Below are 23471 nucleotides of genomic sequence, written 5' to 3'. Positions count from 1 at the left end.
GGGCCGCTGGCCGCCACGCGACCGTCCCGACCTTTGGAGATCCCATGTCCGCTGACCTGCTCAAGGCGCTCGACCTCGCCGCGTCCAATTCCGGTACCTATCTTGGCGAGGCGACCTGGTCGCAGGCCACCGGCGCCGGGGTGCTGCAGCCGCTCAATCCGACCACCAACGCGGTGATCGCCGAGGTGCAGGCCACCACGCCGGAAGACTACGAGCTGATCGTCCAGCGTGCGCAGGCCGCCTTCAAGATCTGGCGGACCACGCCTGCGCCGCGCCGCGGCGAAGCCGTTCGCCTGTGTGGCGAGGCGCTGCGTGCGCACAAGGATGCGCTGGGCTCGCTGGTGGCGCTGGAAATGGGCAAGAGCAAGCCCGAGGGCGACGGCGAAGTACAGGAGATGATCGACATCGCCGACTTCGCGGTCGGCCAGAGCCGCATGCTGTACGGCTACACCATGCACTCGGAGCGCCCGGGCCACCGCATGTACGAGCAGTACCAGCCGCTGGGCCTGGTCGGCATCATCAGCGCGTTCAACTTCCCGGTGGCGGTGTGGGCTTGGAATGCCTTCCTGGCGGCCATCTGCGGCGATATCTGCATCTGGAAGCCGTCCAACAAGACCCCGCTGACCGCGATCGCGACGATGAAGATCTGCAATGCGGCATTGAAGGACGCCGGCTTCCCGGACATCTTCTTCCTGATCAACGATGCCGGCACGGCGCTGTCGCAGAAGCTGGTCGAAGACGGCCGCGTGCCGCTGATCAGCTTCACCGGTTCGACCCAGATCGGTCGCGTGGTTGCGGAAAAGGTCGCGCACCGCCTGGGGCGTTGCCTGCTGGAGCTGGGCGGCAACAACGCCATCATCCTGGACGAGACCGCCGACCTGAAGCTGGCCATCCCGGGCATCGTGTTCGGCGCGGTGGGCACCGCCGGGCAGCGCTGCACCACCACGCGCCGCCTGATCGTGCACGCATCCATCTACGACAACGTGCTGGCCACGCTGGTCAAGGCGTACAAGCAGCTCGACAGCAAGATCGGCGACCCGACCGACCCGGCAAACCTGATGGGCCCGCTCAACAGCCAGGGCGCGGTGGAGCAGTTCCTGGCCTCGATCGCCAAGGCCAAGGCCGCTGGCGGCACGGTTGAAGTGGGCGGCACCGCGATCGACCGCCCCGGCAACTTCGTGCTGCCGGCCATCGTCACCGGGCTGCAGAACAGCGACGCGGTGGTGCAGCACGAGACCTTCGCGCCGATCCTGTACGTGATGAAGTACAGCACGCTGGACGAGGCGATCGAGCTGCAGAACGGCGTGCCGCAGGGCCTGTCGTCGTCTATCTTCACCCAGAACCTGAAGGCGGCCGAGAAGTTCCTGTCGGCGGCCGGCAGCGACTGCGGCATCGCCAACGTCAACATCGGCACCTCGGGTGCGGAGATCGGCGGTGCGTTCGGTGGCGAAAAGGAGACCGGCGGTGGCCGCGAATCCGGCTCGGATGCGTGGAAGGTCTATATGCGTCGCCAGACCAATACGATCAACTACTCCGACTCGCTGCCGCTGGCGCAGGGCATCAAGTTCGATCTTTGATTAACACGCAGGCGCGCCGGGTATCGAGCCGGCGCGCTGTCGCAAGCTTGCCGAAGCATGGCCGCCGCTGATTGGCCTGCGCACGGCTCGGCCAATCAGCGGCGGTCGGGTGCCTGGATCATTTGCAGTGAGTCACGCTGTTGCGCACGACCTCGGTGCTCAACGTTTCATCGGCCGCTAGTCCCGATGTCGGGCACGGCCAGAGATGCAGCCTCGCCCATTCCGATCAAAACCGGCCACGCACCGCGTCAGGCCGCAGACGGCACGCCATTCGGGCGGCGGCTCTGGGATAATCGGCCCACGCCAGCCGTCGGCTGCCGCCACTTCAGGAGTTCATGATGAACGTCGTCGTTCGACAGACCAGTGCCATGGCCATCGTCAGCCTGGTCTCGGGCATTCTCGGCTGGACGCTGATCCCGTTCCTCGGCAGCCTCTGTGCCATCATCACCGGCCACTTGGCGCGCGGCGAAATCCGCCGCAATCCGCAGGGGCTGGACGGCGACGGGCTGGCCATCGGCGGGCTGATTCTTGGCTGGCTGGCGGTTGCGCTCTGGGTGGCAGGGGTGGCGATCTTCATCCTGTTCTTCGGCGGCCTGGCCTGGCTTGCGGCCGCCAACAGTTGAGCATGGCCGCGCCCTCCTCCGCCCAACGCTTCAACGACCGCGTCGCGGCCTATGTGCGCTACCGGCCGAGCTATCCGCCGCAGCTGCTGCGCTGGCTGCACGAAGAGCTGGGCCTGACGCCGGCCACCGCAGTGGCCGATATCGGTGCCGGCACCGGCATCTCCAGCCGGCTGTTTCTGGAGGCCGGTTATCCGGTCACGGCGGTGGAACCCAACCCGGCCATGCGCGCGGCCGCGCAGCAGTGGCTGACGGAGTTCCCCAAGTTCCGCGCGGTCGACGGCACCGCCGAGGCCACCGGTCTGGCCGATGCCAGCGTCGGCTTGGTGTCTGCGGCGCAGGCCTTCCACTGGTTCGACGTGCAGGCGGTTCGTGCCGAGTGGGCGCGCATCCTGCAGCCCGGCGGGCTGGCGGTGATCTACTGGAACAGCCGCGAGCTGGACACCACCGACTTCCTGCGCGGCTACGAGCAACTGCTGCTGGACTACGGCACCGACTATTCGGCCGTGGCCGAACGCTATCAGGACGATGCCACCATGCGGGCGTGGTTCGGCGAAGGCTTCCGCGCGATGGCACGCTTTCCAAATGTGCAACGGCTGGACTTCGATGCCTTGCGAGGCCGGCTGTTGTCTTCGTCGTATGCGCCGCTCGCGCATGACACACGCCATGCCCCGATGCTCGCCGCGCTGCGCACGCTGTTCGATGCGCATGCACGCGACGGGCTGATCGACTTCCAATACCAGACCCGGGTGTTCGCCGGGGGATTGAACTGACCCGCATGTATTCGCTTGCCCGCCCCTTGCTGTTTTCCCTCGATGCCGAGCGCGCCCACGCGCTGGCATTGCGCTCCATCGACGTCGCCTACCGCACCGGCACCACGCCGCTGCTGGCCAAGCGCCCGGTGCCGCTGCCGACGCCGGCCTTCGGTCTGATGTTCCCCAACCCGGTCGGGCTCGGTGCCGGCCTGGACAAGAACGGCGAACACATCGATGCGCTGCTCGCGCTGGGTTTCGGCTTCGTCGAGATCGGCACGGTGACCCCGCGGCCGCAGGAAGGCAATCCCAGGCCGCGCATGTTCCGCTTGCCGGAATACCAGGCGGTGATCAACCGCATGGGCTTCAACAACCTGGGCGTGGATATGCTGGTGGCCAACGTGCAACGCGCGCGGCGGCGTGGCGGCCTGCTCGGCATCAACATCGGCAAGAACAAGGACACGCCCAACGAGGAAGCCACCAGCGACTACCGCTATTGCATGGAGCGCGTATACCCGCTGGCCGACTACATTACGGTCAACATCTCGTCGCCCAACACCGCCGGCTTGCGCGAACTGCAGGAAGAACAGGCGCTGCGCCGGCTGATCGCCGATCTGCGCGACACCCAGGAAGCCCTGGCCGCGCAACACGGCAAGCGCGTGCCGATGCTGGTGAAGGTGGCGCCGGATCTCAACGACCGCGACATCGATGCGGCCGCGCGTGTGCTGGCCGATCTGGCGGTGGATGGCGTGATCGCCACCAACACCACGGTGACGCGCACCCTGATCGCCAACCATCCGCTGGCGGCCGAAGCCGGCGGCCTGTCGGGCGCACCGTTGCTGGGGCAATCCACGCTGGTGCTGCGCCGCCTGCGCGCACGCCTGCCCGAGTCGATTCCGTTGATCGGCGTGGGCGGCATCAACTCCGGTGCGGATGCGGTGGCCAAGATGGCGGCCGGCGCGACCCTGGTGCAGTGCTACAGCGGCCTGGTGTATCGCGGGCCGCCGCTGATCGGCGAATGCGTGGACGCGATCCGTCGCCGCCGCGAAGCGCCCAGCGGCGGTGCGGTGTCGCCGCTATGAGCGCTGCAGCGCAGGCCGGCTGGCACTTGAGCGAACACGCGCCCCTGCGCGCGCTCAATACCTTTCATGTCAATGCCACGGCGCGCTGGTTGCTGAGCATCCACGCACCCGATGCCTTGCCGCAGGCGCTGGCAGCGCCGGAGATCGCCGGGCAACCGCTGCTGGTGCTGGGCAGCGGCAGCAACGTGCTGCTGGCCGGCGACCCACCGGGCTGCGTGCTGTGTTTCGAAAACCGCGACATCGCCATCATCGCGCACCACGCCGACCACGCCATCGTGCGCGCTGGTGCCGGCGTCAACTGGCACGCGCTGGTGCTGTATTCGCTGCAGCAAGGCCTGTCGGGGCTGGAGAATCTGGCCTTGATTCCCGGCACCGTCGGCGCCTGCCCGATCCAGAACATCGGCGCATACGGCGCGCAGGTGGGCGACTTCATCCATGTGGTGGACGCCTTCGATCTGCATGCCCAGCAGTTCGTGCGGCTGACCGCGGCCGAGTGCGCCTTTGCCTATCGCGACAGCGTGTTCAAGCAGCAGCCGGAGCGTTATCTGATCGTCGCGGTGGAATTCAATCTGCCGCTGCTGCACGAGTTGCGGCTGGACTACGCCGGTATCCGCGAGGAGCTGGCCAGCATGGGCGCCGACCTGGCCGGTGCCGCCGATGTGGCGCAGGCGGTGATCAACATCCGTCGGCGCAAACTGCCGGACCCGGATGTGCTCGGCAATGCCGGCAGCTTCTTCAAGAATCCCTTGCTGCCCAGCGAGCAGATTGCCGCGCTGCAGGCCACCTTTGCCGATATGCCGGTCTACCCCGGCGAACAGCCCGGCCAGGGCAAGTTGTCGGCGGCCTGGTTGATCGAGCAGTGCGGCTGGAAGGGCCGGCGCGAAGGCGATGCCGGGGTGTCGCCGGATCACGCCCTGGTGCTGGTCAATTACGGCACCGCCAGCGGTGCGCAGCTGCTGGACTTTGCGCGGCGCATCGCCGAATCGGTGCGCGAGCGTTACTCGGTGATCCTGGAGCCGGAGCCGCGCATCATCGGAGCGCATTGGTGACAGCGCAGCAGGCATCACGACGTGCTGCGCTGTGGATGCTCACCAGTACCTTCGCCTTCGGCCTGATGGCCATCTGCATCCGGCTGGCGTCGGGCACGATCGCCACCACCGAGATCGCGTTCTTTCGCAATGCGTTCGGGCTGTTGGCCCTGTTGCCGCTGATCCTGCGCGCCGGCAAGGCGCCGCGCACGCGGCAATTGCCGCAGTACCTGGCACGCACCCTGATCGGCCTGGCCTCGATGCTGTGCGGGTTCTGGGCGATCGGCCACCTGCCGTTGTCGCAGGCGATCTCGCTGTCGTATTCCACCCCGTTGTTCGTCACCGTGCTGGCCGTGGTGTGGCTGCACGAACAGGTGCGCCTGCGCCGCTGGCTGGCGGTGGCGGCCGGATTCATCGGCGTGTTGGTGATCCTGCGGCCAGGCTCGTCCACCTTTACGCCCGGTCTGCTGATTGCGCTGCTGGCAGCGGTGATCAGCGCCGTGGTGGCGATCCAGATCAAGCAGCTCTCGCGCAGCGACGACTCGGACACCGTGGTGTTCTACACCTATGTGTTCTGGGTGCCGATGTCGCTGATTCCGGCACTGTTTCAGTGGAGCTGGCCGCAGGGCATCGACTGGCTCTGGCTGGCGGCGACGGGCATCTTCGGCACCGCCGGCCAGCTGTTCTGGACGCGCGCGCTCAAGCTGGGCGAAGTCTCCGCACTGCAGCCGATCAGCTTCATGCAGCTGCCGCTGGTGGCGCTGCTGGGCTGGTGGCTGTTCAGCGAGGCGATCGAACACCATACCCTGATCGGTGCGGCCATCATCATCTGCGCCAATGTCTACATCGCCCATCGTGAAAGCGTGCTGGCACGTCGCGCCGCCACGCACGCACCGCTGGAAGGCGCAAAACCGGGCGAGTGATCGAGCGTCTGCGAGCGGCCTGACCGGCCTGCGCGGTGGCGTGGCGACGATGCCGACGTACACTGCGCTGGTACGCGCTCCCCGGCCATCGAAGGGGCGATGCGCACCCACTTCGTTGACTGTTCCAAGGTGAGGTCGGCATGCCGGTTCCAAGCAAAACCATCGGCCTGATCGGCGGCATGAGCTGGGAATCCACCCTGCCCTATTACCGCATCATCAACCAGCGGGTGCGCCTGGCCTGCGGCGGCCTGCATTCGGCCAGGCTGTTGCTGTACAGCGTCAATTTCCATGAGATCGAGCGCCTGCAACACGCCGGCGACTGGGACGGCGCAGGCCAGGCAATGGCGGCAGCGGCGCGCGCGCTGCATGCCGGCGGTGCCGACTTCCTGGTGCTGTGCACCAACACCATGCATTGCGTTGCAGATGCGATCACCTCCGCAACGCCGCTGCCCTTGCTGCATATCGCCGATGCCACCGCCGATGCGTTGATTGCCGCAGGGGTCATCCGGGTCGGGCTGCTCGGCACACGTTTCACCATGGAACAGCCGTTCTATCGCGAGCGCCTGGCTGCGCGTGGCCTGCAGGTGCTGGTACCGCCGGCCGACGCACGCGCGCAACTGCATCGGGTGATCTACGACGAACTCTGCCAGGGCATCATCCGGCCGGAGTCGCGCGGCTATTTCCGCCAGGTCATGGCCGACCTCGGCCAGGAGGGTGCGCAAGCGATCATCCTGGGCTGCACCGAGATTTCGCTGTTGGTGGACAGCAGCGATGCGCAGCTGCCGTTGTTCGACACCACCGCACTGCATGCCGAAGCGGCGGCGCACGCAAGTGTGCGCGACTGATCGGCACCGAAGGCGCAGCCAGCGCGCCTTTCCCGAAGTGCATGCGCCTGGCCGTGGCGGGCAAGCGTGCAAGCTGGGCATTGCCGCACAGACAGTACGGATGACCGAAGCGTCCCTGCTCCAGCACGCGCATGCGCGCGAGCACCTGCCACAGGATGTCATGCCTTGAAGACCCCTTCCGCAACAGGCACTGCACCCACAAGCCAGCTCACACGCGGCGATTACAAGACCCTGGCCCTGTCCGCGCTGGGCGGCGCGCTGGAATTCTACGACTTCATCATCTTCATCTTCTTCGCGACGGTGCTGGGAGAGCTGTTCTTTCCGCCGGGCATACCGGACTGGATGCGGCAGTTGCAGACCTTCGGCATCTTTGCTGCCGGCTACCTCATCCGTCCGCTGGGGGGGATCGTGATGGCGCACTTCGGCGACCTGCTCGGTCGCAAGCGCATGTTCGCGCTGAGCATCGGGTTGATGGCCTTGCCGACGCTGGCCATCGGCGTGCTGCCGACCTATGCGCAGATCGGCCTGGCCGCACCGCTCCTGCTGCTGACGATGCGGTTGCTGCAGGGCGCGGCCATCGGCGGCGAAGTTCCCAGTGCATGGGTCTTCGTCGCAGAGCACGTGCCTGCGCAACGCAGGGGACTGGCCTGCGGAACACTGACCGCCGGCCTGGCCGCCGGCGTGTTGCTCGGTTCGCTCAGCGCCGGGGCGATCAATCGCGCCTTCACGCCGCAGGAAATCGCCGACGACGCCTGGCGCCTGCCGTTCTTGGCTGGCGGCCTCTTCGGCCTGCTTTCCGTGTATCTGCGGCGCTGGCTGCACGAAACACCGGTGTTCGCCGAGCTGATGGCGATGCGTGCCGTCGCGCGCGAAACGCCGCTCAAGCTGGTGCTGCGCGATCATCCACGCAGTGTGGCGCAGTCGTTGTGGCTGACCTGGATGGTGGCAGCCGGGGTGCTGGTGGTGTCGTTGATGACGCCGACGCTGCTGCAGAGCGCGTACCACTACCCGGCAGCGGTCGCCTTGCAGGCCAACCTGCTCGCGGTCCTGCTGCAGGCGATCGGCTCGATCGTGGCCGGCGCCTTGTCCGATCGCTACGGCAACGGACGCGTGCTGCTTGCCGGCAGCGTGTTCCTGGGCGCCAGCGCCTGGCTGTTCTATCGCCTGGCCGGTGATCCGCAGTTGCTGTTCCCGCTGTACGCCCTGCTGGGCGCGGCGCTCGGCGTCCTGGGGGCGGTTCCGCGCGTCATGGTCGAAGCGTTTCCGCCGGTGGTGCGCCTGTCCGGCGTGTCGTTCGCCTATAACCTGGGCTATGCGGTATTCGGTGGCCTGACCCCGCTGGTGGTGGTGATGTTGCTCAAGCAGCACCCGATGGGCCCGGCGTATTACATGATTCTGCTGGCCGCAATCGGCAGCGTGATCGGGCTGCAGTTGTGGCGCGGGGAGCGCGTACGTCGTTACTGAGTCGAACGCCGTGCCGGTCTGCGCCAGTCCCGGTCACACACCTGCGCCGACCACGTTCGACGTCGCGCGGCCGTACCCTCAGGCCGAGGTGAGATGGCGGCGCCAATGCGGCCGCCGTGCGCCGCGAAACATCACCAGATACAGCCCGACCACCCATACCAGCGCGGCCGACCAGCCGCCCAGAATGTCGGAGGGATAATGCACGCCCAGGTAGATCCGCGACACGCCGACCAGCACCGCGAACAGGCTGGCGGCAGTGGTCACCGGCCAGCGCCAGCGCGTGTTCCAGGCCAGCGCGATGACCACCGCAGCGAGCGTCATCGAGCCCATCGCATGCCCGCTGGGAAAGCTGAAGGTGCTTTCCGGGGCGATCGATTCCCACAGGCTCGGGCGGTCGCGCTGGAACACCTGTTTGGCGCCCATGTTCAACAAGGCCGAGCCGCCAAAACCGAGTGCGGCAAAGGTTCCCTCGCGCCAGCGCCGCAACATCAGCAACACCAGCACGATGGCGATATCGGCCGGGATCACCCCGTACTGGTAGCCGATCTTGGAGACCACCCCGAAAAACGCATCCAGCCCCGGCGTGGCGATGCTGCGCATGCTCCACAGCAGGGGCTCGTCGAAATAGAAATTTTCCAGCTCGTGGACTTCGTCGGCCAGGTCGACGAACAAGCCCAACGGCAACAGCACGCCGGCAAACAGCAACGCCGTGCGCCACGCATTGCTGCGCAGCCATCCCCTGAAACCGGCCGGCGATTCAGCCGGCGCGACGGACATAGGTGCGTTCGACGTACTGATCGATCAGATCGATGAACTCGTAGGCGATGTTTTCGCCACGCAAGGTCACGCTTTTTTCGCCATCGATGAACACCGGTGCCGACGGCGCCTCGCCGGTGCCCGGCAACGAAATGCCGATGTTGGCGTGGCGCGATTCGCCCGGCCCGTTGACCACACAGCCCATCACCGCCAGGGTCATGTTTTCCGCGCCGGGGTTGCTGATCTTCCACTCCGGCATCTTGGCGCGCACATGGTTCTGCACCACGCCGGCCAGTTCCTGGAAGAACTCGGAGGTGGTGCGGCCGCAGCCCGGGCAGGCCGTGACCATCGGCGTGAAGGCGCGCTGGCCGGTGGTCTGCAGCAGTTCCTGCGCGACGATCACTTCCTGGGTGCGCGACTGGCCCGGTTCCGGCGTCAGCGAGATGCGGATGGTGTCGCCGATGCCTTCCTGCAGCAGCACGCTCAGCGCGGCGGCGGAGGCCACGATGCCCTTGCTGCCGATGCCGGCCTCGGTCAGGCCCAGGTGCAGCGCAAAGTCGCAGCGGCTCGCCATGTCGCGATACACCGCGATCAGTTCCTGCACACCGGATACCTTGGCCGACAAAATGATGCGCTCGCGCGCCAGCCCCAGTTCCACCGCGCGCTCGGCCGAATCCACTGCCGAACGGATCAAGGCCTCACGCAACACGCGGCCGGCATCCCAGGGCGTGGCGCGTTGCGAGTTCTCGTCCATCAGCTGCGCAGCCAGCGACTGGTCCAGCGAGCCCCAGTTGGCGCCGATGCGCACCGGCTTGTCGTACTTGATCGCGAACTCGATCAGCTGCGCGAACTGCAGGTCCTTCTTCTTGCCGAAGCCGACATTGCCCGGATTGATGCGGTACTTGGCCAGCGCTTCGGCGCAGGCCGGCTCGGCGGCGAGCAACTGGTGACCGTTGTAATGGAAGTCGCCGATCAACGGCACCTCGATCCCCATCATGCGCAGCTTGTCGACGATGCGCGGAATGGCCGCGGCCGACTCGGCATTGTTGACGGTCAGGCGCACCATTTCCGAGCCGGCGCGCCACAGGTCGGCCACCTGCTTGACGCTGCCGGCGATGTCGGCGGTATCGGTATTGGTCATCGACTGGACGACCACCGGGTGGCCGCCGCCCACAGTCACGCTGCCGATCTTGACGGCCTGGGTGATGCGGCGCGGCCAGGCGGTGGCGTCGGCGGGAGGGGTTGGGCGAGTCACGGCGTCGTACATCGGGGTATTTTAGCCTGTCATCGGTCCGCTCACAGCTGAAGCGCTGCGCGGGTCGTCTTCCGGGCCGATGCGACGGTTTGTCGCAGGCCGCCACGCCCCCGAGCGCATAGCATTGCCGTGATGAATTCCTCAGACGCCTCCTTCCTGCGGACCCTGTGCAGCCTGCGCTGGCTGGCCACCGCCGGTCAGGCCGCCACCATCCTGGTCGCCACCGGCCTGATGGGCCTGGACCTGCCGCAGCAACCCTTGTGGGCCGGCGTGGCCGCACTGGCGGTATTCAACCTGTATGCGCAACTGCGGGTGGCCCACCGCGGCGCGGTCAGCCCGGCCACCGAGTTCGGCCACATCCTGGTCGATGTCACCGTGCTGACCTGGATGGTGGGCTGGAGCGGCGGCATCGCCAACCCGTTCGGCTCGCTGTTCTTGGTGCTGATCGCGCTGGCCGCGCTGGCCCTGCCGCTGGGCTGGGCGATGGCCGTGGCGGCATCCTGTGTGGCCGGGTATGTGATCAGTGCGGCGTTCGGCCTGCCGCTGCCCTACGGTAGCTTCGACCCGCTCAGCCTGCACATGTGGGGCATGGCCGCCAACTTCCTGCTGTCGACGGTGGTGGTGCTGGCCTTCGCCACCCGGCTGGCCTTGTCGATGCGCGAACGCGAGCGCGAGATCTCCACGCTGCGCGAGCGCTTTGCGCGTAACGAGGGCATCGTCGCGCTGGCCACCCATGCCGCCTCGGTGGCGCATGAGCTCAACACGCCACTGGCGACGATGACCCTGCTGGTCGACGACATCGCCGATCAATGCGACCAGGGCGAATTGCGCGAGGATCTGGACACCCTGCGCGAGCTGCTGGTGCAGTGTCACGAGCGCGTGCTGGCGCTGGCCGCACCGGCCGACAACGGCCACCTCAGCCGCGAAGTGGCGGTCAAGGACGTGCTGGAACAATGGCGGCTGGTGCGCCCGACCATCGAGCTGCGCCGCAACGACGACGCACCGATGCGCCTGCTGCTGCAGCCAGGCGTCAGCCATCTGCTGATGGTGCTGCTCAACAATGCGGCCGATGCCGGCGAACGTGCCGGCCGGCCGCAGATCGATCTGACCCTGCGCGTGGAGCAGGACCATCTCAGCGGCGAAGTCCGCGACTATGGTCCGGGCTTCGACACCTCGCAGGCCATGCTGCCGGGCACCTTGTTCAATAGCGGCAAACACGACGGCATGGGCGTCGGGCTGGCGCTCTCGCACGCCACCGTCGAGCGGCTGCAGGGCGAGTTGTGGATGCTGCCCGCCGAAGGCAGCGGCGCCCGCGTCGGTTTCCGTCTGCCGCTCTCCGAACACGAGTCACTCGCATGACAAGCACTCCCCTGCGTACCGGCCTGCTGGTCGACGACGACACCCTGTACCTGCGCACGCTGCAGCGCAGCCTCGCCCGCCGCGGCGTGGAAACCCTGACCGCCACCGACGCGGCCAGTGCCCTGTCGACCGCACGCAGCGCCCTGCCCGATTTCGCCTTGATCGATCTCAAGCTCGGCCACGATTCCGGCCTGAGCCTGATCCAGCCGCTGCGCGAGATCCGCGCCGACATGCGCATCCTGCTGGTCACCGGCTATGCGAGCATCGCCACCGCGGTGGAGGCGATCAAGCTCGGCGCCGACGACTACCTGCCCAAGCCGGCCAATATCCCCACCATCATGCGGGCGCTGGGCGAAGAGGACGACGAGCTGCCGGAGCCGGACGAAGAAGAAACCGCGCGGGAAATGATGACACCGCTCAGCCGCCTGCAGTGGGAGCACATCCAGCAGGCGCTGCACGAGACCGGCGGCAATGTCTCCGCCGCCGCCCGCCTGCTCGGCATGCACCGCCGCTCGCTGCAGCGCAAGCTGACCAAGCGGCCAAGCCCGGGGCCGTTACGCGAGCCCGGGCGTTGAGGCCTGACATCGAGACGTTGAACCATTGCGTTTTTCAGGCTCTACGCGAGGCTTGATTCCGTTCAACCATGGCGCTGTTTTGGGCGCGGTCCGATACATAGCTCAAACGCTCGGTGAGTCGAGAGCGCGGTGCCCTCGCCGCTTGCGGGACACGCCGTGCATCCGTCCATGGAGGCTCCTTGGCGACACCCATGCCGCCAAGGGTCTAGCAACCGGCAAGGACACCGCGCCAGAGAGTTGATCGGCTGCTTTCTTGAAAGCGTGTTGCTCGGCTTGCGGCAGCAGATGCGACGTTTGCAGCTTGCGTGTTGAAAGCCAGTTTGCTGCTCGGCTTGCGACGCGAAAATGGTCAGAGGTTGATCGACCGCTTAGTGATCCGACCAGCACACGTCCTGCGTCGCTTCCACTATGGCACCGACCATCTCGACGGGTCCTTGTCCGCCCACCGTCGCGGGACCTTACGCGGCATGGATGCCGCGTAAGAGCCTACAGGGACGTACTTGCGGCGTGTCCTGCGATGGTGGGCGGGCAAGGGACCTGCAGCCAAGCCGCAGTTCAACTGCGCTGCAGCTCTGCAGCAAACTATCCAGGCATCCCGAAAACCAGAGACACTGACCGCAGGGCGTCACTACTCTCACCGTGGCCCGAACACGCTCGCCCTGCGCGAGGTCGCGGTGATGCCATCGGCGCCGAGGATCAAGTTGCGCCCCCAGCTGCTGAGGCGCGTGGCGTTCCAGCCGATTGCGATATCCAGCGATTGCGTGCTGCTGTCATTGCCCGACCACGACCAGCCCAGATAGCCGACGTTGTAGTCGCGGGCGCGGCGCATGATCGCCGCCTCGTCCACATGCGCGCCGCGATGGTCTCCACCGAACTCGCCGATCACCAGCGCCAGCTTTTTATCGCGGAAGGCGCGAAGATAATTGTTGACCGTCGCATCGCTGCCGAACACTTCGTACATGTGGACGCTGAAGATCAGGTTGCGGCGGCTGTCGCGCGCCAGCAACGCGGCAGCGTTGTCGCGCATGTAGAACTTCCAGTCCTGGCCCCAGTTCGGCGCATCCACCATCAGTGCGTGAGTCAACCCGGCCTTGCGCAATGCGGCGATTGCGGTTGCATGGCCGTTGACCCATTCGCTGGCGCTCAACTGATTGCCGAACGGCTCGTTGCCGATGTTGATGATGACCTGGTCTTCGTTGCCAATCAGCGCCTTGCGGATGCTGGTCCAGTACGCAGTAGCGTGGGCGAGGCCAGCGGCAGCGCCGTCTTCGCCATAGCCGGTGGTGTCGTGCACTTCCAGCACCGCGATCAGGCCCAGGCTCTTGCAGCGCGCGATGATGCGCGACACCTCGGCCTCCGGCGTGCGGTTCCAGCGATAACCGGAACTGAGCACCACGCGCACGCTATTGGCGCCGGTGGCAGCGATGGCGGCCAGGGCCGCGTCGGTGCGGCTCGCGTACCAGGCATGCGGCAGATTGACGCCACGCAGGACCACGGTGTTGCCATTGGACTCACGCAGTTGTGTGCCGGACACCGACAGCCCCGCGTGCGCGACAGACGACACTGCCAGGCCTGCAACGACCAGCAGCATACGGTGGGCAAAACGAGACAACGGTGATTTCACGGTCGATTTCCAGACAGAGGGAGGTTAACGAGCGGCGGCGAAACTCACAGCGCGCGTGAACACTGTGTCAATTTGACGTGCCGCTCGATGCAATCTGTGTCACATAACGAACAGGCGCCGAGACAAGCGCGCTGAACGATTACGTTGTTGCGGGGCAACGAAGCAGGCGCACCCTCAGTCATCGGCAAGGGGACGGCAATGTTTAGCGGTCGTGCGCCAGCGCCGACCGCGACGCCGCACGTTTGCTTACATCACGCATGACGCGTGAGTCAGAGCGACCGTCGACCTGGCGCGTAGGCCGCCTCGTCATGCTGTGGCCTGATGCCATCGCACCGCTGTTGTCCCTGCAGCGGCGTTGGCGCAGCCATCGCGCGGCAATGCTGCCTCAACTGAACGCCACCTAGCAGCGTCGATCAAGGGATTACGCTTCAGGCCGATAGAAGCACATGCAATCCGTGCTTGCTCCTGCCAATTCCCCTCTTCCGCCCGTGGTCGACGAGTCGACCCGGTTGTCCGTCCTGCGTGGCCTGTGCCTGCTGGACTCGCCGCCGGACCCGGTGTTCGAGACCATCGCCGCCATGGCCGCCCGCAACCTTGGCGCAGAAATCGCGCTGGTGTCGCTGGTGGATGAGCATCGTCAGTGGTTCAAGGCCCGCATCGGCCTGGAACCGCAGGAAACGCCGCGCGACCAGGCGTTCTGCGCGCATGCGATCCGCGCCCCCGAGGTGATGGTGGTGCCCGACGCGCAACTGGATCCGCGCTTTTGCGACAACCCGCTGGTGCTGGGACCGCCCTTCATCCGTTTCTACGCCGGCGCGCCGCTGACGCTGCGCGACGGCCACCGCATCGGCACCTTGTGCGTGATCGGGACCAGCCCGCGCCCGGGCCTGGATGCCGAAGCGATCACCCAGCTGGAAGGCCTGCGCGACCTGGCGGTGCTGCGGGTGGAAAACCTGCGCAGCACCACCTACCGCGACGGACCGACCGGGCTGCCCAATCGGTCGCGCTTTGCCGAAGACCTGGATGCCTGGCTGTCGCAACGCGACAGCGCGCCGGCCACCACCGCGGTGGCGGTCGACATCTGCGGCAGCGATTACTTCCGCGACATGGTCAAGGCGCTGGGCTGGGACTACGCCGATGGTTATGTGGCGATCGCGCAGCGTCGGCTGGCCGCCTATCTGCCTACCGGCACCGCGCTGTATCGGCTGGACCCGACCACCTTCGGTTTTCTGGCCCAGGCCGAAACGCAGCGTCTGTCCGCGCTGTGCACCAAGGTCTCCAAGGCCTTTGCCGAAACGCTGGAACATCAGGGCATTCCGCATACCGCAGTGGCCTCGATCGGCGCGGTCTCGCTGCAGACCAGCTATGGCGCGGCCGACACCATCCGCTCGCTGACCACCTCGGTGGACATCTCGCGCGAACGCGGCGTGCCGTGGAGCATGTACGAGCGCAAGCACGACGTGGCCCAGCGCAACACCTTCCGCCTACTGGCTTCCCTGCCCGCCGCGCTGGACAGCGCCAGCCAGCTGCGCCTGCACTACCAGCCGCGCGTGGACCTGCACGATCACCGCTGCGTCGGAGTGGAAGCGCTGCTGCGCTGGCAGCATCCGATGATCGGCCCGGTGATGCCCGCCGACTTCGTGCCGATGGCCGAGAAAACCGCGTTGATCAACCGCATTACCGCCTGGGTCATCGACAACGGCATCGCCCAGGCCGCGCGCTGGCAGCAACAGGGCCTGGATTTCAACCTGGCCCTGAACGTGTCGGCCGCCGATCTGGACCGGCCCGGATTCGTCGGCCTGCTGCGGCGTGGCCTGGAGCGCCACAACCTGGATCCGCGCCGGCTGGAGATCGAATTCACCGAAAGCGCGATGATCCGCCACCCCGAGCATCTGGCCGAGCAATTGGCGGCCATCGCGGCGCTGGGCGTGCATATCGCCATCGACGACTTCGGCACCGGCTACAGCAATTTCAGCTATCTCAAGCAGCTGCCGGCCAGCTCGTTGAAGATCGATCAATCCTTCATCCGCTCATTGCCGGACAACCGCACCGACCGCACCCTGGTGCCGGCGATGATCCAGCTCGGCCACAGCCTGGGCCAGCGCGTGGTCGCCGAAGGCATCGAGTCGGCGGAGGCCTACGCGCAGCTGCGCACCTGGGGCTGCGACGAAGGTCAGGGCTACTGGATCGCCAAGCCGATGCCGGCGGCCGCACTGGAAACCTGGCTGCAGACGCCGTGGCATGAGCAGCTGGAAGCGCCGGTCAATCTGCTCGCCGCAAGCCTGGCCGCGGCGCGGGTGTAAGCGGAAGCAGCACAGCAGCCAAAACGCACGCGGCGCGACACCTGAGTGTCGCGCCGCGTGCGCACAACCAATTTCAGCGGACTGGCTGGGCGATTACCAGAACACCGCATACAGCGCGACCAGGATCACCACCACCCCGATCGCACCGACCTTGAAGCCCAGCGTAGTGCCGTAGGCCACATCGTCGGTACGGATCAGGTCGCGCGCCTGGGTGGGCGCGGTCATCAACGACACCAGCACTGCCAGCACCAGCGCCGCCACGAACACCACGCCGATGCGGTCCATGAACGGCAGTTCCGGCCAGGCGAACTTGAGCGCGAACGACAGCACCACCGAGCCGATCGCCGCGGTCAGTGCGCCGGCCTCGTTGGCGCGCTTCCAGAACAGGCCAAGCATGAAGATCACCACCACGCCAGGCGTGAAGAAGCCGGTGAATTCCTGGATGAACTGGAAGCCCTGATCGAAGTTGCCCAGCAGCGGCCGCGCGGTCAGGATGCCGATCACCACCGCCACGATGGCCACGATGCGACCCACGCGCACCAGCTGCTTCTGCTCGGTCTGCGGGCGGAACTTGGCGTAGAAATCCAGGGTGAAGATCGTCGCCACCGAGTTGATCTTGGAGGCCAGCGAGGCCACGATCGCCGCCACCAGCGCCGCGAACACCAGGCCCAGGATGCCGGTCGGCAACAGCTGCATCATGGTCGGATAGGCCTGGTCGGGCTTGGCCAGATCCGGCGCCAGCACCACCGCGGCAATGCCCGGCACCACGATCACCAACGGCATCAGCAGTTTCAGGAACGCGGCGAACACCATGCCCTTCTGCGCCTCGCCGATGTTCTTGGCCGCCAGCGCGCGCTGGATGATGTACTGGTTGAAACCCCAGTAACTGATGTTCATCACCCACAGACCGCCCAGCAGCACGCTCAGGCCGGGCAGGTCCTTGTAGAACGGGTTGTCCTTGCTCAGGATCATGTGGAAGTGCTCGGGGTGCGCATTCCACAGGTGCTTGAAGCCGGCCAGCACGCCGGCACCGTCGCCGATCCGTGCCAGGGTCAGCCCGGCCACCAGCAGGCCGCCCAGCACCAGCAGCGTGACCTGCACGATATCGGTCAAGGCCACCGCTTTAAGACCGCCGTACAGCTGGTAGACCAGCGCGAACACGCCGATCAACGCCAGCGCCAGGGTCTGGTCCATGCCGGTGACCTGGCTGACCGCGATCGACCCCAGCCACAGGATCGAGGTGAGATTGACGAACACGTACAGCAGCAGCCAGAACACCGCCATCAGGGTGCGGATCCACTTGCCGTACCGCTGTTCCAGGAACTGCGGCATGGTGTAGATGCCGTTGCGCAGGAAGATCGGCAGGAAGAACTTGCCGACGATCAGCAGCGTCAGCGCCGCCATCCACTCGTAGGAGGCGATCGCCAGACCGATCGCATAGCCGGAACCGGCCATGCCGATGATCTGTTCGGCCGAGATGTTCGCGGCGATCAGCGAGGCGCCGATCGCCCACCACGGCAACGACTTGCTGGCCAGGAAGTAATCCTCGGCGCTCTTGCTGTGACCTGCCTTCTCGCGCGAGACCCACTGTGCGAGCACGAAGATGCCGGTCAGATAGACCAGCACAATCACGATATCCAACGTCGCCAAACCCACTGCACTCTCCTGTCTGGCTCTGGGCCGAGCGTCGTGGACCGGACAGGTCTGCAGACTGCCGCCGCCCGCACTGCGTGCGTGGCGGCAGCGCGGCGAACCGCAGCTGCAGGCCGTCCCGGCCGATCGACGCGCGCGTCCCGCGGCGGCTGATGACACCACCGCTGAGGGTGGCCGCTTTGACACGTCGCCGGGGCCGGCGACGCATGTATGGGGTTCTTACCTGGGCATACCCGCAAGCGCGCCTGCGGGCGTGCTGCTTACTTGACCGGGCAGTCGAGCGTGACTTCAGCCTCGTTGAGCGCGCCCAGCGCGATCTTCGACACCGACAGGTCCAGCGCCGCAGCGCTTTCGATGCTGGCGACCTGGGTCAGCTTGGTCACATCCGCACCGGCCACCGCGAAGCACTTCAAGGGCACGCCGACCACCTTCCACTGGCCCTGCGGCAGCGCGGCCAGGGTCTTCTGTGCATCGACGCGGCCGCCGCACTTGTCGCCACAGCCCACGCCCAGCCATACCGGCGCGGTCACCGCGCTGTCGCGGCGCACGGTCAGCTGCAACTGCACATCGCCGTTGCTCTCACGCGAGACATCGACCGGCTTGCCGGACACCAGCAATACGCTGGAGGCCTTGGCACCGGACCAGACCAGACGTCGTGCATCTTCCTGCGCCTTGTGGTCGACCGCGGTCATCTTCAGGCTGCCATCGGACAGACCCACCGGCAGCGTGGTCGCCGGCATGTTGGCCTGGCCGGCATTGGACAGCTGCATCGCAATACCCAGCGCCGGCTTGCCGCGCACGAAGTACACCCCGCCCACCGACTGCTCGCCGGACACGCCCGACTCCTCCGGCAGTGCGGCCAGGTCGCCCTTGTCGGCATAGGTCAGGCCAAAGCCGAACTTGAACTGCGGGTCGTAATCCTTCTGCCCGACGTTGTTGGCGAACTGCACCGCGGTCTTGGGCCAGGAGAAGCTCAGCTTACCCTTGAAGTCGTTCTGTACCGTGCCATCGGCCTTGCGCAGCAGCACGTCGGCAATGCCCTCGCCTTCCGAACCCGGCAACCAGGCGGCGACGAAGGCATCGGCGGCGTTGATGTACTGGTTCATCCACAACGGACGCCCGCTCAGGAACACCGCCACCACCGGGATGCCTTCGGCCTTGAGCTTCTTGATCAGCGCCAGCTCGCTCTCGTCGCCCGGCTTGTACAGCAGGGTGGCGATGTCGCCCTGGAACTCGGCGTACGGGTTCTCACCGAACACCACCACCGCCACGTCGGGCTTGGTCTTGTACGCACCATCGACTGCCAGCTCGGCCTTGCCGCCGGCAGCCTTGATCTGCTTGTCCAGGCCTTCCCAGATGGTGTTGCCATTGGGGTAGTCGCTGCGCTTGGTGCCGGTACCCTGCCAGTTCAGCGTCCAGCCGCCGGACTGCTTGCCCATGTCGTTGGCGCCGTCGCCCAGCACCAGCACGCGCTTTTTCGGATCCAGCGGCAGGATGCCGGCCTGGTTCTTGAGCAGCACCAGCGACTCGCGCACCGCCTGGCGGGCGATCGCGCGGTGTTCCGGCGCGCCCAGCAATTCGTACTTGCCACCAAGCGGGCGCTTGGACGGCTTGCCGGCTTCGAACAGGCCCAGGCGCAGCTTGACGCGCAGGATCCGGCGCACCGCATCGTCCAGGCGCTCGGCCGAGATCTGGCCCGACTTCACAGCCGCCAGTTCGGTCTCGTAGATGCCCTTCCAGCTGTCGGAGGCCATCGCCATGTCGACGCCGGCAATGAACGAGGCCGGGCAGTTTTCGTTGGTGCAGCCCTTGACCTGGCCGTGGCCATTCCAGTCGCCGACCACGAAACCGCCGAAGTTCATGCGGCCCTTGAGCACGTCGGTCAGCATGACCTTGTTGCCGTGCATCTTCTCGCCATTGAAGCTGTTGAACGAGGCCATCACCGTCTGCGCACCGGCCGCGATCGCCGGCGGGTAACCGGCCGCGTGGATATCGCGCATGGTGGCTTCGGACACCTTGGTGTCGCCCTGGTCCTTGCCGTCGGTGGTGCCGCCGTCGCCGACGAAATGCTTCACCGAGGAAATCACGTGGCTGCCATCGAGGAACTGCGGGGTGCCCGGCACGCCCTGCACGCCTTCGACCATCTTGCCGGCGAAGCTGGCCACCACGTCCGGCGACTCGGAATAGCCTTCGTAGCTGCGGCCCCAGCGGTCGTCCTGCGGCACCGCCACGGTCGGCGCGAAGGTCCACTCCATGCCGGTGACGCGGGTTTCGGCGGCGGTGACTTCGCCGATCTGCTTGATCAGCTCCGGGTTGCGCGTGGCGCCCAGGCCGATGTTGTGCGGGAACAGCGTGGCGCCGACGATGTTGCTCTGGCCGTGCACCGCATCGATGCCGAAGATGATCGGAATCGCGTTGCCGCCCTTGGAAGTGTCCATCGACGCTTCATAGAAGGCGTCGGCCAGCTTCAACCATTCGGCCGGGCTGGCGTCGTACTTGCCGCCCGGATCGGAATTGCCGCCGGCCAGCACCGAGCCGATGCGGTACTTGCGCACATCGTCCGGGGTCATGCTGGCGATGTCGCCCTGGATGGTCTGCGCGACCTTCTCTTCGACGCTCATCTTGGCCATCACATCGGTGATGCGCTGCTCCAGGGCCTGGTCCTGGGCGAATGGCCACTTCGGCGACGGCCACTGGTCGGGATGGATCGTGGTGGACGCCTCGGCAGGTGCGGCGGCCGGCGCGGTCTTGCTCGCCTCGGCAGCGGTGTCCTTGCCTTGGCAGGCGGCCAGCATCAACACCGCAGCGGCGGTGGCCAGAGAGAGGGCACGACGCGCCCCGGGCGCGGCGGTACGACGAAGCAGCTTGTCCAAGATCCAGATCTCCAGGTGGTTCTCCCCACGGCAATGCGTGACGCCGCAGGCCATTAGGCGGCGTACGCTTGCGTGATTCCCCTACCCTGTCAACAACACGCGCTTGTATGCCAAACGCCGGCCAACTTATTGGCCCGGGCTATAGGCTTGGAATACCGGCAGCACCTGTCAAACCACGGCAAAGCGCCGAATCCGGCGTGGCGCTTGATCTTTCGCGGCGGCGCAGTTTGCTGCAATGCACCACTGTCCGCGATCACTATTGCGCAGCTCCTGTCACCTGCACGCGCGTTGCTGGGTTCGCTTGTTGCACCGTGTACGAACGCCCGCCAACGGGTGAGCTCGCCGTCAAACAACTGTCATACCCCGGGCCTAGCGTGACCGGCTTGCCGATGCGCCACCGGCCATCGTTGATCGCCGTCTTTGCCTGGAGTTTCGATGTCTGCCTCCCCCGATCCCGCCCGCCGCCGCCTGATGCAGTTGCTGGCGTCCGTCCCGCTGTTGCCGCTGGGCAGCGCCAGCGCCGCCGCCCTGCAACACCTCGGCGGCGCGGCACTCGCCGCGCACCCGTTGCGGCCGTCGGACAACTCGACCCAGCTTGTGTCGGCCACCTTCCATGGCATGCCCGCACCCAGCCTGGCCAACCCCGCGGCGATGGCCACCACCACGGTGGGGTCGGCGCTGACGGTGGCGCGCAGCGACGGCAGTACCCAGCGTTATGCGCTTGCGTACCACCCGTTCTTCGTCACCGGCGACCAGGTGCCCGACGGCAAGGGCGGCACCGTGCTGGCCGGTGGCTATTACGACATCCAGCATCGGCCGATCATCGACCGCTCCAAACCCGGTGCCGAACGCCCGTTCTTTTCCGATTGCCCGGACGGCTCCTCGCTGCTGACCCTGCCCGATGCCAAGGTGCCCGGGGTCAAGGGCAACCACGTGTTTGCGGTGGTGCAGTTCGAATACACCACCCGCGACCAGGCCGGCAACGACACCAATCGCCACCTGCCCGCGCCGATCGCGGTGCTGACGCTGGATCAGGACCCGGCCACCGGCAAGCTGTCGCTGGTGAAATACCACAACGTCGACACCGCGCCGGTGCACGGGCTCTGGACCACCTGCGGCGCCAGCCTGTCGCCGTGGAATACCCACCTGTCCAGCGAAGAGTACGAACCCGACGCCACCGCGCTGGCCGGCAACACCCAGTTCCGCAGCTACAGCACGCATCTGTACGGCGACCCGGAAAAAGCCAATCCGTACCACTACGGCCACCTGCCCGAAATCACCGTGCACCCGGACGGCACCGGGAGCGTGCGCAAGCACTACTGCCTGGGCCGCATCTCGCACGAGCTGGTGCAGGTGATGCCCGACCAGCGCACCGTGCTGATGGGCGACGACGCCACCAATGGCGGTCTTTTCATGTTCATCGCCGACCGCAAGGCGGACCTGTCGGCCGGCACCTTGTACGTGGGCAAGTGGCAGCAGACCTCGGGCGTGGGCCCGGGCGCGGCCACGTTGCGCTGGATCAAGCTCGGCCACGCCACCAGTGCCGAGATCCAGGCCATGGCCGACCGCCTGACCGCTGCCGACATCCTCGACGTGCATCTGAGCGACCCGGGCGATGCCTCGTTTGCCAAGATCCCGTTCAACGGCACCTTCAACTGGATCCGCATCAAGCCGGGCATGGAGAAGGCGGCGACTTATCTGGAAACCCATCGCTACGCGGCGCTGGCCGGCGGCAGCCTGGGCTTCACCAAGCTCGAAGGCACCACCGTCAACGCGCGCGACAAGATCGCCTACATGGCGATGTCCTACATCGTCACCAGCATGCGCAACGGCTCGGGCGACGTGAAGGTGGAAGGCCCGGATGCGGGTGCGGTGTACGCCCTGAATCTGCGTGGCGGCCAGCGCGACAACCACGGCGCGCCGATCCACAGCGACTGGGTGCCGATCGACATGGCCGCACCGGCCGCACTCACCGGCCACGATCTGGCCAAGGCCGACGCGCTGGGCAACCTGGCCGACCCGGAGCGGCTGGCCAACCCGGACAACCTCAAGTTCTCCGAAGCGCTGCGCACCTTGTTCATCGGCGAAGACAGCAGCCTGCACGTGAACAATTTCCTGTGGGCCTACAACGTGGACAGCGGCACGCTGACGCGGGTGCTGTCGGTGCCGGCCGGCGCCGAATCCACCGGCTTGCACGCGGTCGACCAGATCCACGGCTGGACCTACGTGATGAGCAATTTCCAGCATCCCGGCGACTGGGAAAGCCCGCTGCACGACACCGTCAAGGCCACGCTGGACCCGCTGATCCGCGCCAACTACAAGAACCGTTTCGGCGCGGCGGTGGGCTACCTCACCGGCGACCCGGTGGCGGTGAAGCTGGGCAAGGCGTAAGCGCCGCCGTTGCAGTTACAGCGCCGCGTGACGCTACAGCTCATACGTGCAGCATGGCGTCTCGCTGCTGTCGCAAGGCCAGTAGGAGCGCACCTGGGCGCGAGGAGCTTTGCCGGTATGCCTGTCGCGCCCGGGTGCGCTCCTACGGGTGAGGCTCACACGTGCAGCATGGCGTTCTCGCTGCTGTCGCAAGGCCAGTAGGAGCGCACTTGGGCGCGAGGAGCTTTCCCGGTATGCCTGTCGCGCCCGGGTGCGCTCCTACGGGTGAGGCCGACACGTGCAGCATGGCGTTCTCGCTGCTGTCGCAATGCCAGTAGGAGCGCACCCGGGCGCGAGGAGCTTTCCCGGTATGGCCTGTCGCGCCCGGGTGCGCTCCTACGGGTGAGACTCA

At 66.6% G+C, this 23471-nt stretch carries 17 protein-coding genes; 12 read left to right on the top strand and 5 right to left on the bottom strand.

Translation table 11 applies throughout. The features are described from left to right. Positions 1-44: 44 nt before the first annotated feature. The 8 genes from amaB to AC06DU_RS09345 all read left to right on the top strand — a co-directional run bounded on the left by amaB (position 45) and on the right by AC06DU_RS09345 (position 8291). Positions 45-1577 carry an L-piperidine-6-carboxylate dehydrogenase gene (gene amaB, locus AC06DU_RS09380; protein WP_478204211.1) on the top strand — a complete coding sequence of 511 codons (1533 nt, stop codon included), beginning with the start codon at positions 45-47 and terminating at the stop codon, positions 1575-1577. A 338-nt stretch (positions 1578-1915) separates the two neighbouring features. Further along, a complete protein-coding gene (locus AC06DU_RS09375; protein WP_016903110.1) occupies positions 1916-2200 on the top strand; it encodes a DUF4190 domain-containing protein in 285 nt (94 codons plus the stop codon). 2 nt (positions 2201-2202) lie between these two features. Further along, positions 2203-2970 carry a class I SAM-dependent methyltransferase gene (locus tag AC06DU_RS09370; RefSeq protein WP_478204209.1) on the top strand — a complete coding sequence of 256 codons (768 nt, stop codon included), beginning with the start codon at positions 2203-2205 and terminating at the stop codon, positions 2968-2970. A gap of 5 nt (positions 2971-2975) precedes the next feature. Further along, on the top strand, positions 2976-4031 hold the full coding sequence (locus tag AC06DU_RS09365) for a quinone-dependent dihydroorotate dehydrogenase (protein ID WP_478204207.1): 1056 nt from the start codon (positions 2976-2978) through the stop codon (positions 4029-4031). Further along, positions 4028-5080 (top strand): UDP-N-acetylmuramate dehydrogenase, encoded by a 1053-nt coding sequence (gene murB / locus AC06DU_RS09360; protein WP_478204205.1) that lies wholly within the window; start codon positions 4028-4030, stop codon positions 5078-5080. Before AC06DU_RS09365 ends, murB begins: the two co-directional genes overlap by 4 nt. Then, positions 5074-5982, top strand: a complete 909-nt coding sequence (locus AC06DU_RS09355; RefSeq protein WP_478204203.1) for a DMT family transporter — start codon at positions 5074-5076, stop codon at positions 5980-5982. The genes murB and AC06DU_RS09355 overlap by 7 nt, the downstream gene beginning before the upstream one ends. A gap of 140 nt (positions 5983-6122) precedes the next feature. After that, entirely contained in the window at positions 6123-6827 is a 705-nt protein-coding gene (locus tag AC06DU_RS09350) for an aspartate/glutamate racemase family protein (protein WP_102581212.1), read from the top strand. Positions 6828-6992: 165 nt separating this feature from the next. After that, complete coding sequence (locus AC06DU_RS09345) at positions 6993-8291, top strand: MFS transporter (protein ID WP_184631873.1); 1299 nt, start codon at positions 6993-6995, stop codon at positions 8289-8291. A gap of 78 nt (positions 8292-8369) precedes the next feature. On the opposite strand, the gene AC06DU_RS09340 is transcribed toward AC06DU_RS09345, so the two are convergent. Together AC06DU_RS09340 and ispG are read right to left on the bottom strand one after the other, a co-directional pair. Then, the gene (locus tag AC06DU_RS09340; protein WP_478204201.1) at positions 8370-9068 is read right to left on the bottom strand and encodes a phosphatase PAP2 family protein; all 699 of its coding nucleotides are present in this window, start codon (positions 9066-9068) and stop codon (positions 8370-8372) included. Next, positions 9049-10314, bottom strand: a complete 1266-nt coding sequence (gene ispG / locus AC06DU_RS09335; RefSeq protein ID WP_016903102.1) for a flavodoxin-dependent (E)-4-hydroxy-3-methylbut-2-enyl-diphosphate synthase — start codon at positions 10312-10314, stop codon at positions 9049-9051. Before ispG ends, AC06DU_RS09340 begins: the two co-directional genes overlap by 20 nt. 120 nt (positions 10315-10434) lie before the next feature. Here ispG and AC06DU_RS09330 point away from each other — a divergent pair, with 120 nt between their 5' ends. Next, entirely contained in the window at positions 10435-11661 is a 1227-nt protein-coding gene (locus AC06DU_RS09330) for an ATP-binding protein (protein WP_478204199.1), read from the top strand. After that, complete coding sequence (locus tag AC06DU_RS09325; protein WP_016903100.1) at positions 11658-12236, top strand: response regulator transcription factor; 579 nt, start codon at positions 11658-11660, stop codon at positions 12234-12236. The genes AC06DU_RS09330 and AC06DU_RS09325 overlap by 4 nt, the downstream gene beginning before the upstream one ends. Positions 12237-12870: 634 nt before the next feature. On the opposite strand, the gene AC06DU_RS09320 is transcribed toward AC06DU_RS09325, so the two are convergent. After that, positions 12871-13827 carry a glycoside hydrolase family 5 protein gene (locus AC06DU_RS09320; RefSeq protein WP_184627599.1) on the bottom strand — a complete coding sequence of 319 codons (957 nt, stop codon included), beginning with the start codon at positions 13825-13827 and terminating at the stop codon, positions 12871-12873. A 479-nt stretch (positions 13828-14306) separates the two neighbouring features. On the opposite strand from AC06DU_RS09320, the gene AC06DU_RS09315 reads away from it, so the two are divergent. Next, positions 14307-16163: a putative bifunctional diguanylate cyclase/phosphodiesterase gene (locus AC06DU_RS09315; protein WP_024940761.1), complete on the top strand. Its 1857-nt coding sequence runs from the start codon at positions 14307-14309 to the stop codon at positions 16161-16163. A gap of 93 nt (positions 16164-16256) precedes the next feature. Here AC06DU_RS09315 and AC06DU_RS09310 read toward each other — a convergent pair whose 3' ends face one another. Then, on the bottom strand, positions 16257-17819 hold the full coding sequence (locus AC06DU_RS09310; RefSeq protein ID WP_226427750.1) for a sodium/sugar symporter: 1563 nt from the start codon (positions 17817-17819) through the stop codon (positions 16257-16259). A gap of 257 nt (positions 17820-18076) precedes the next feature. Beyond that, the gene (locus tag AC06DU_RS09305) at positions 18077-20689 is read right to left on the bottom strand and encodes a glycoside hydrolase family 3 protein (protein ID WP_184610556.1); all 2613 of its coding nucleotides are present in this window, start codon (positions 20687-20689) and stop codon (positions 18077-18079) included. 435 nt (positions 20690-21124) lie between these two features. On the opposite strand from AC06DU_RS09305, the gene AC06DU_RS09300 reads away from it, so the two are divergent. Next, positions 21125-23080: a PhoX family protein gene (locus AC06DU_RS09300; RefSeq protein ID WP_478204197.1), complete on the top strand. Its 1956-nt coding sequence runs from the start codon at positions 21125-21127 to the stop codon at positions 23078-23080. The last annotated feature ends 391 nt before the right edge of the window (positions 23081-23471 follow it).

It is taken from the genome of Xanthomonas sp. NCPPB 3200, from assembly GCF_056393585.1.
Note: the sequence above shows the minus strand (reverse complement) of the source record. Positions and strands in the feature narration are given on the sequence as shown.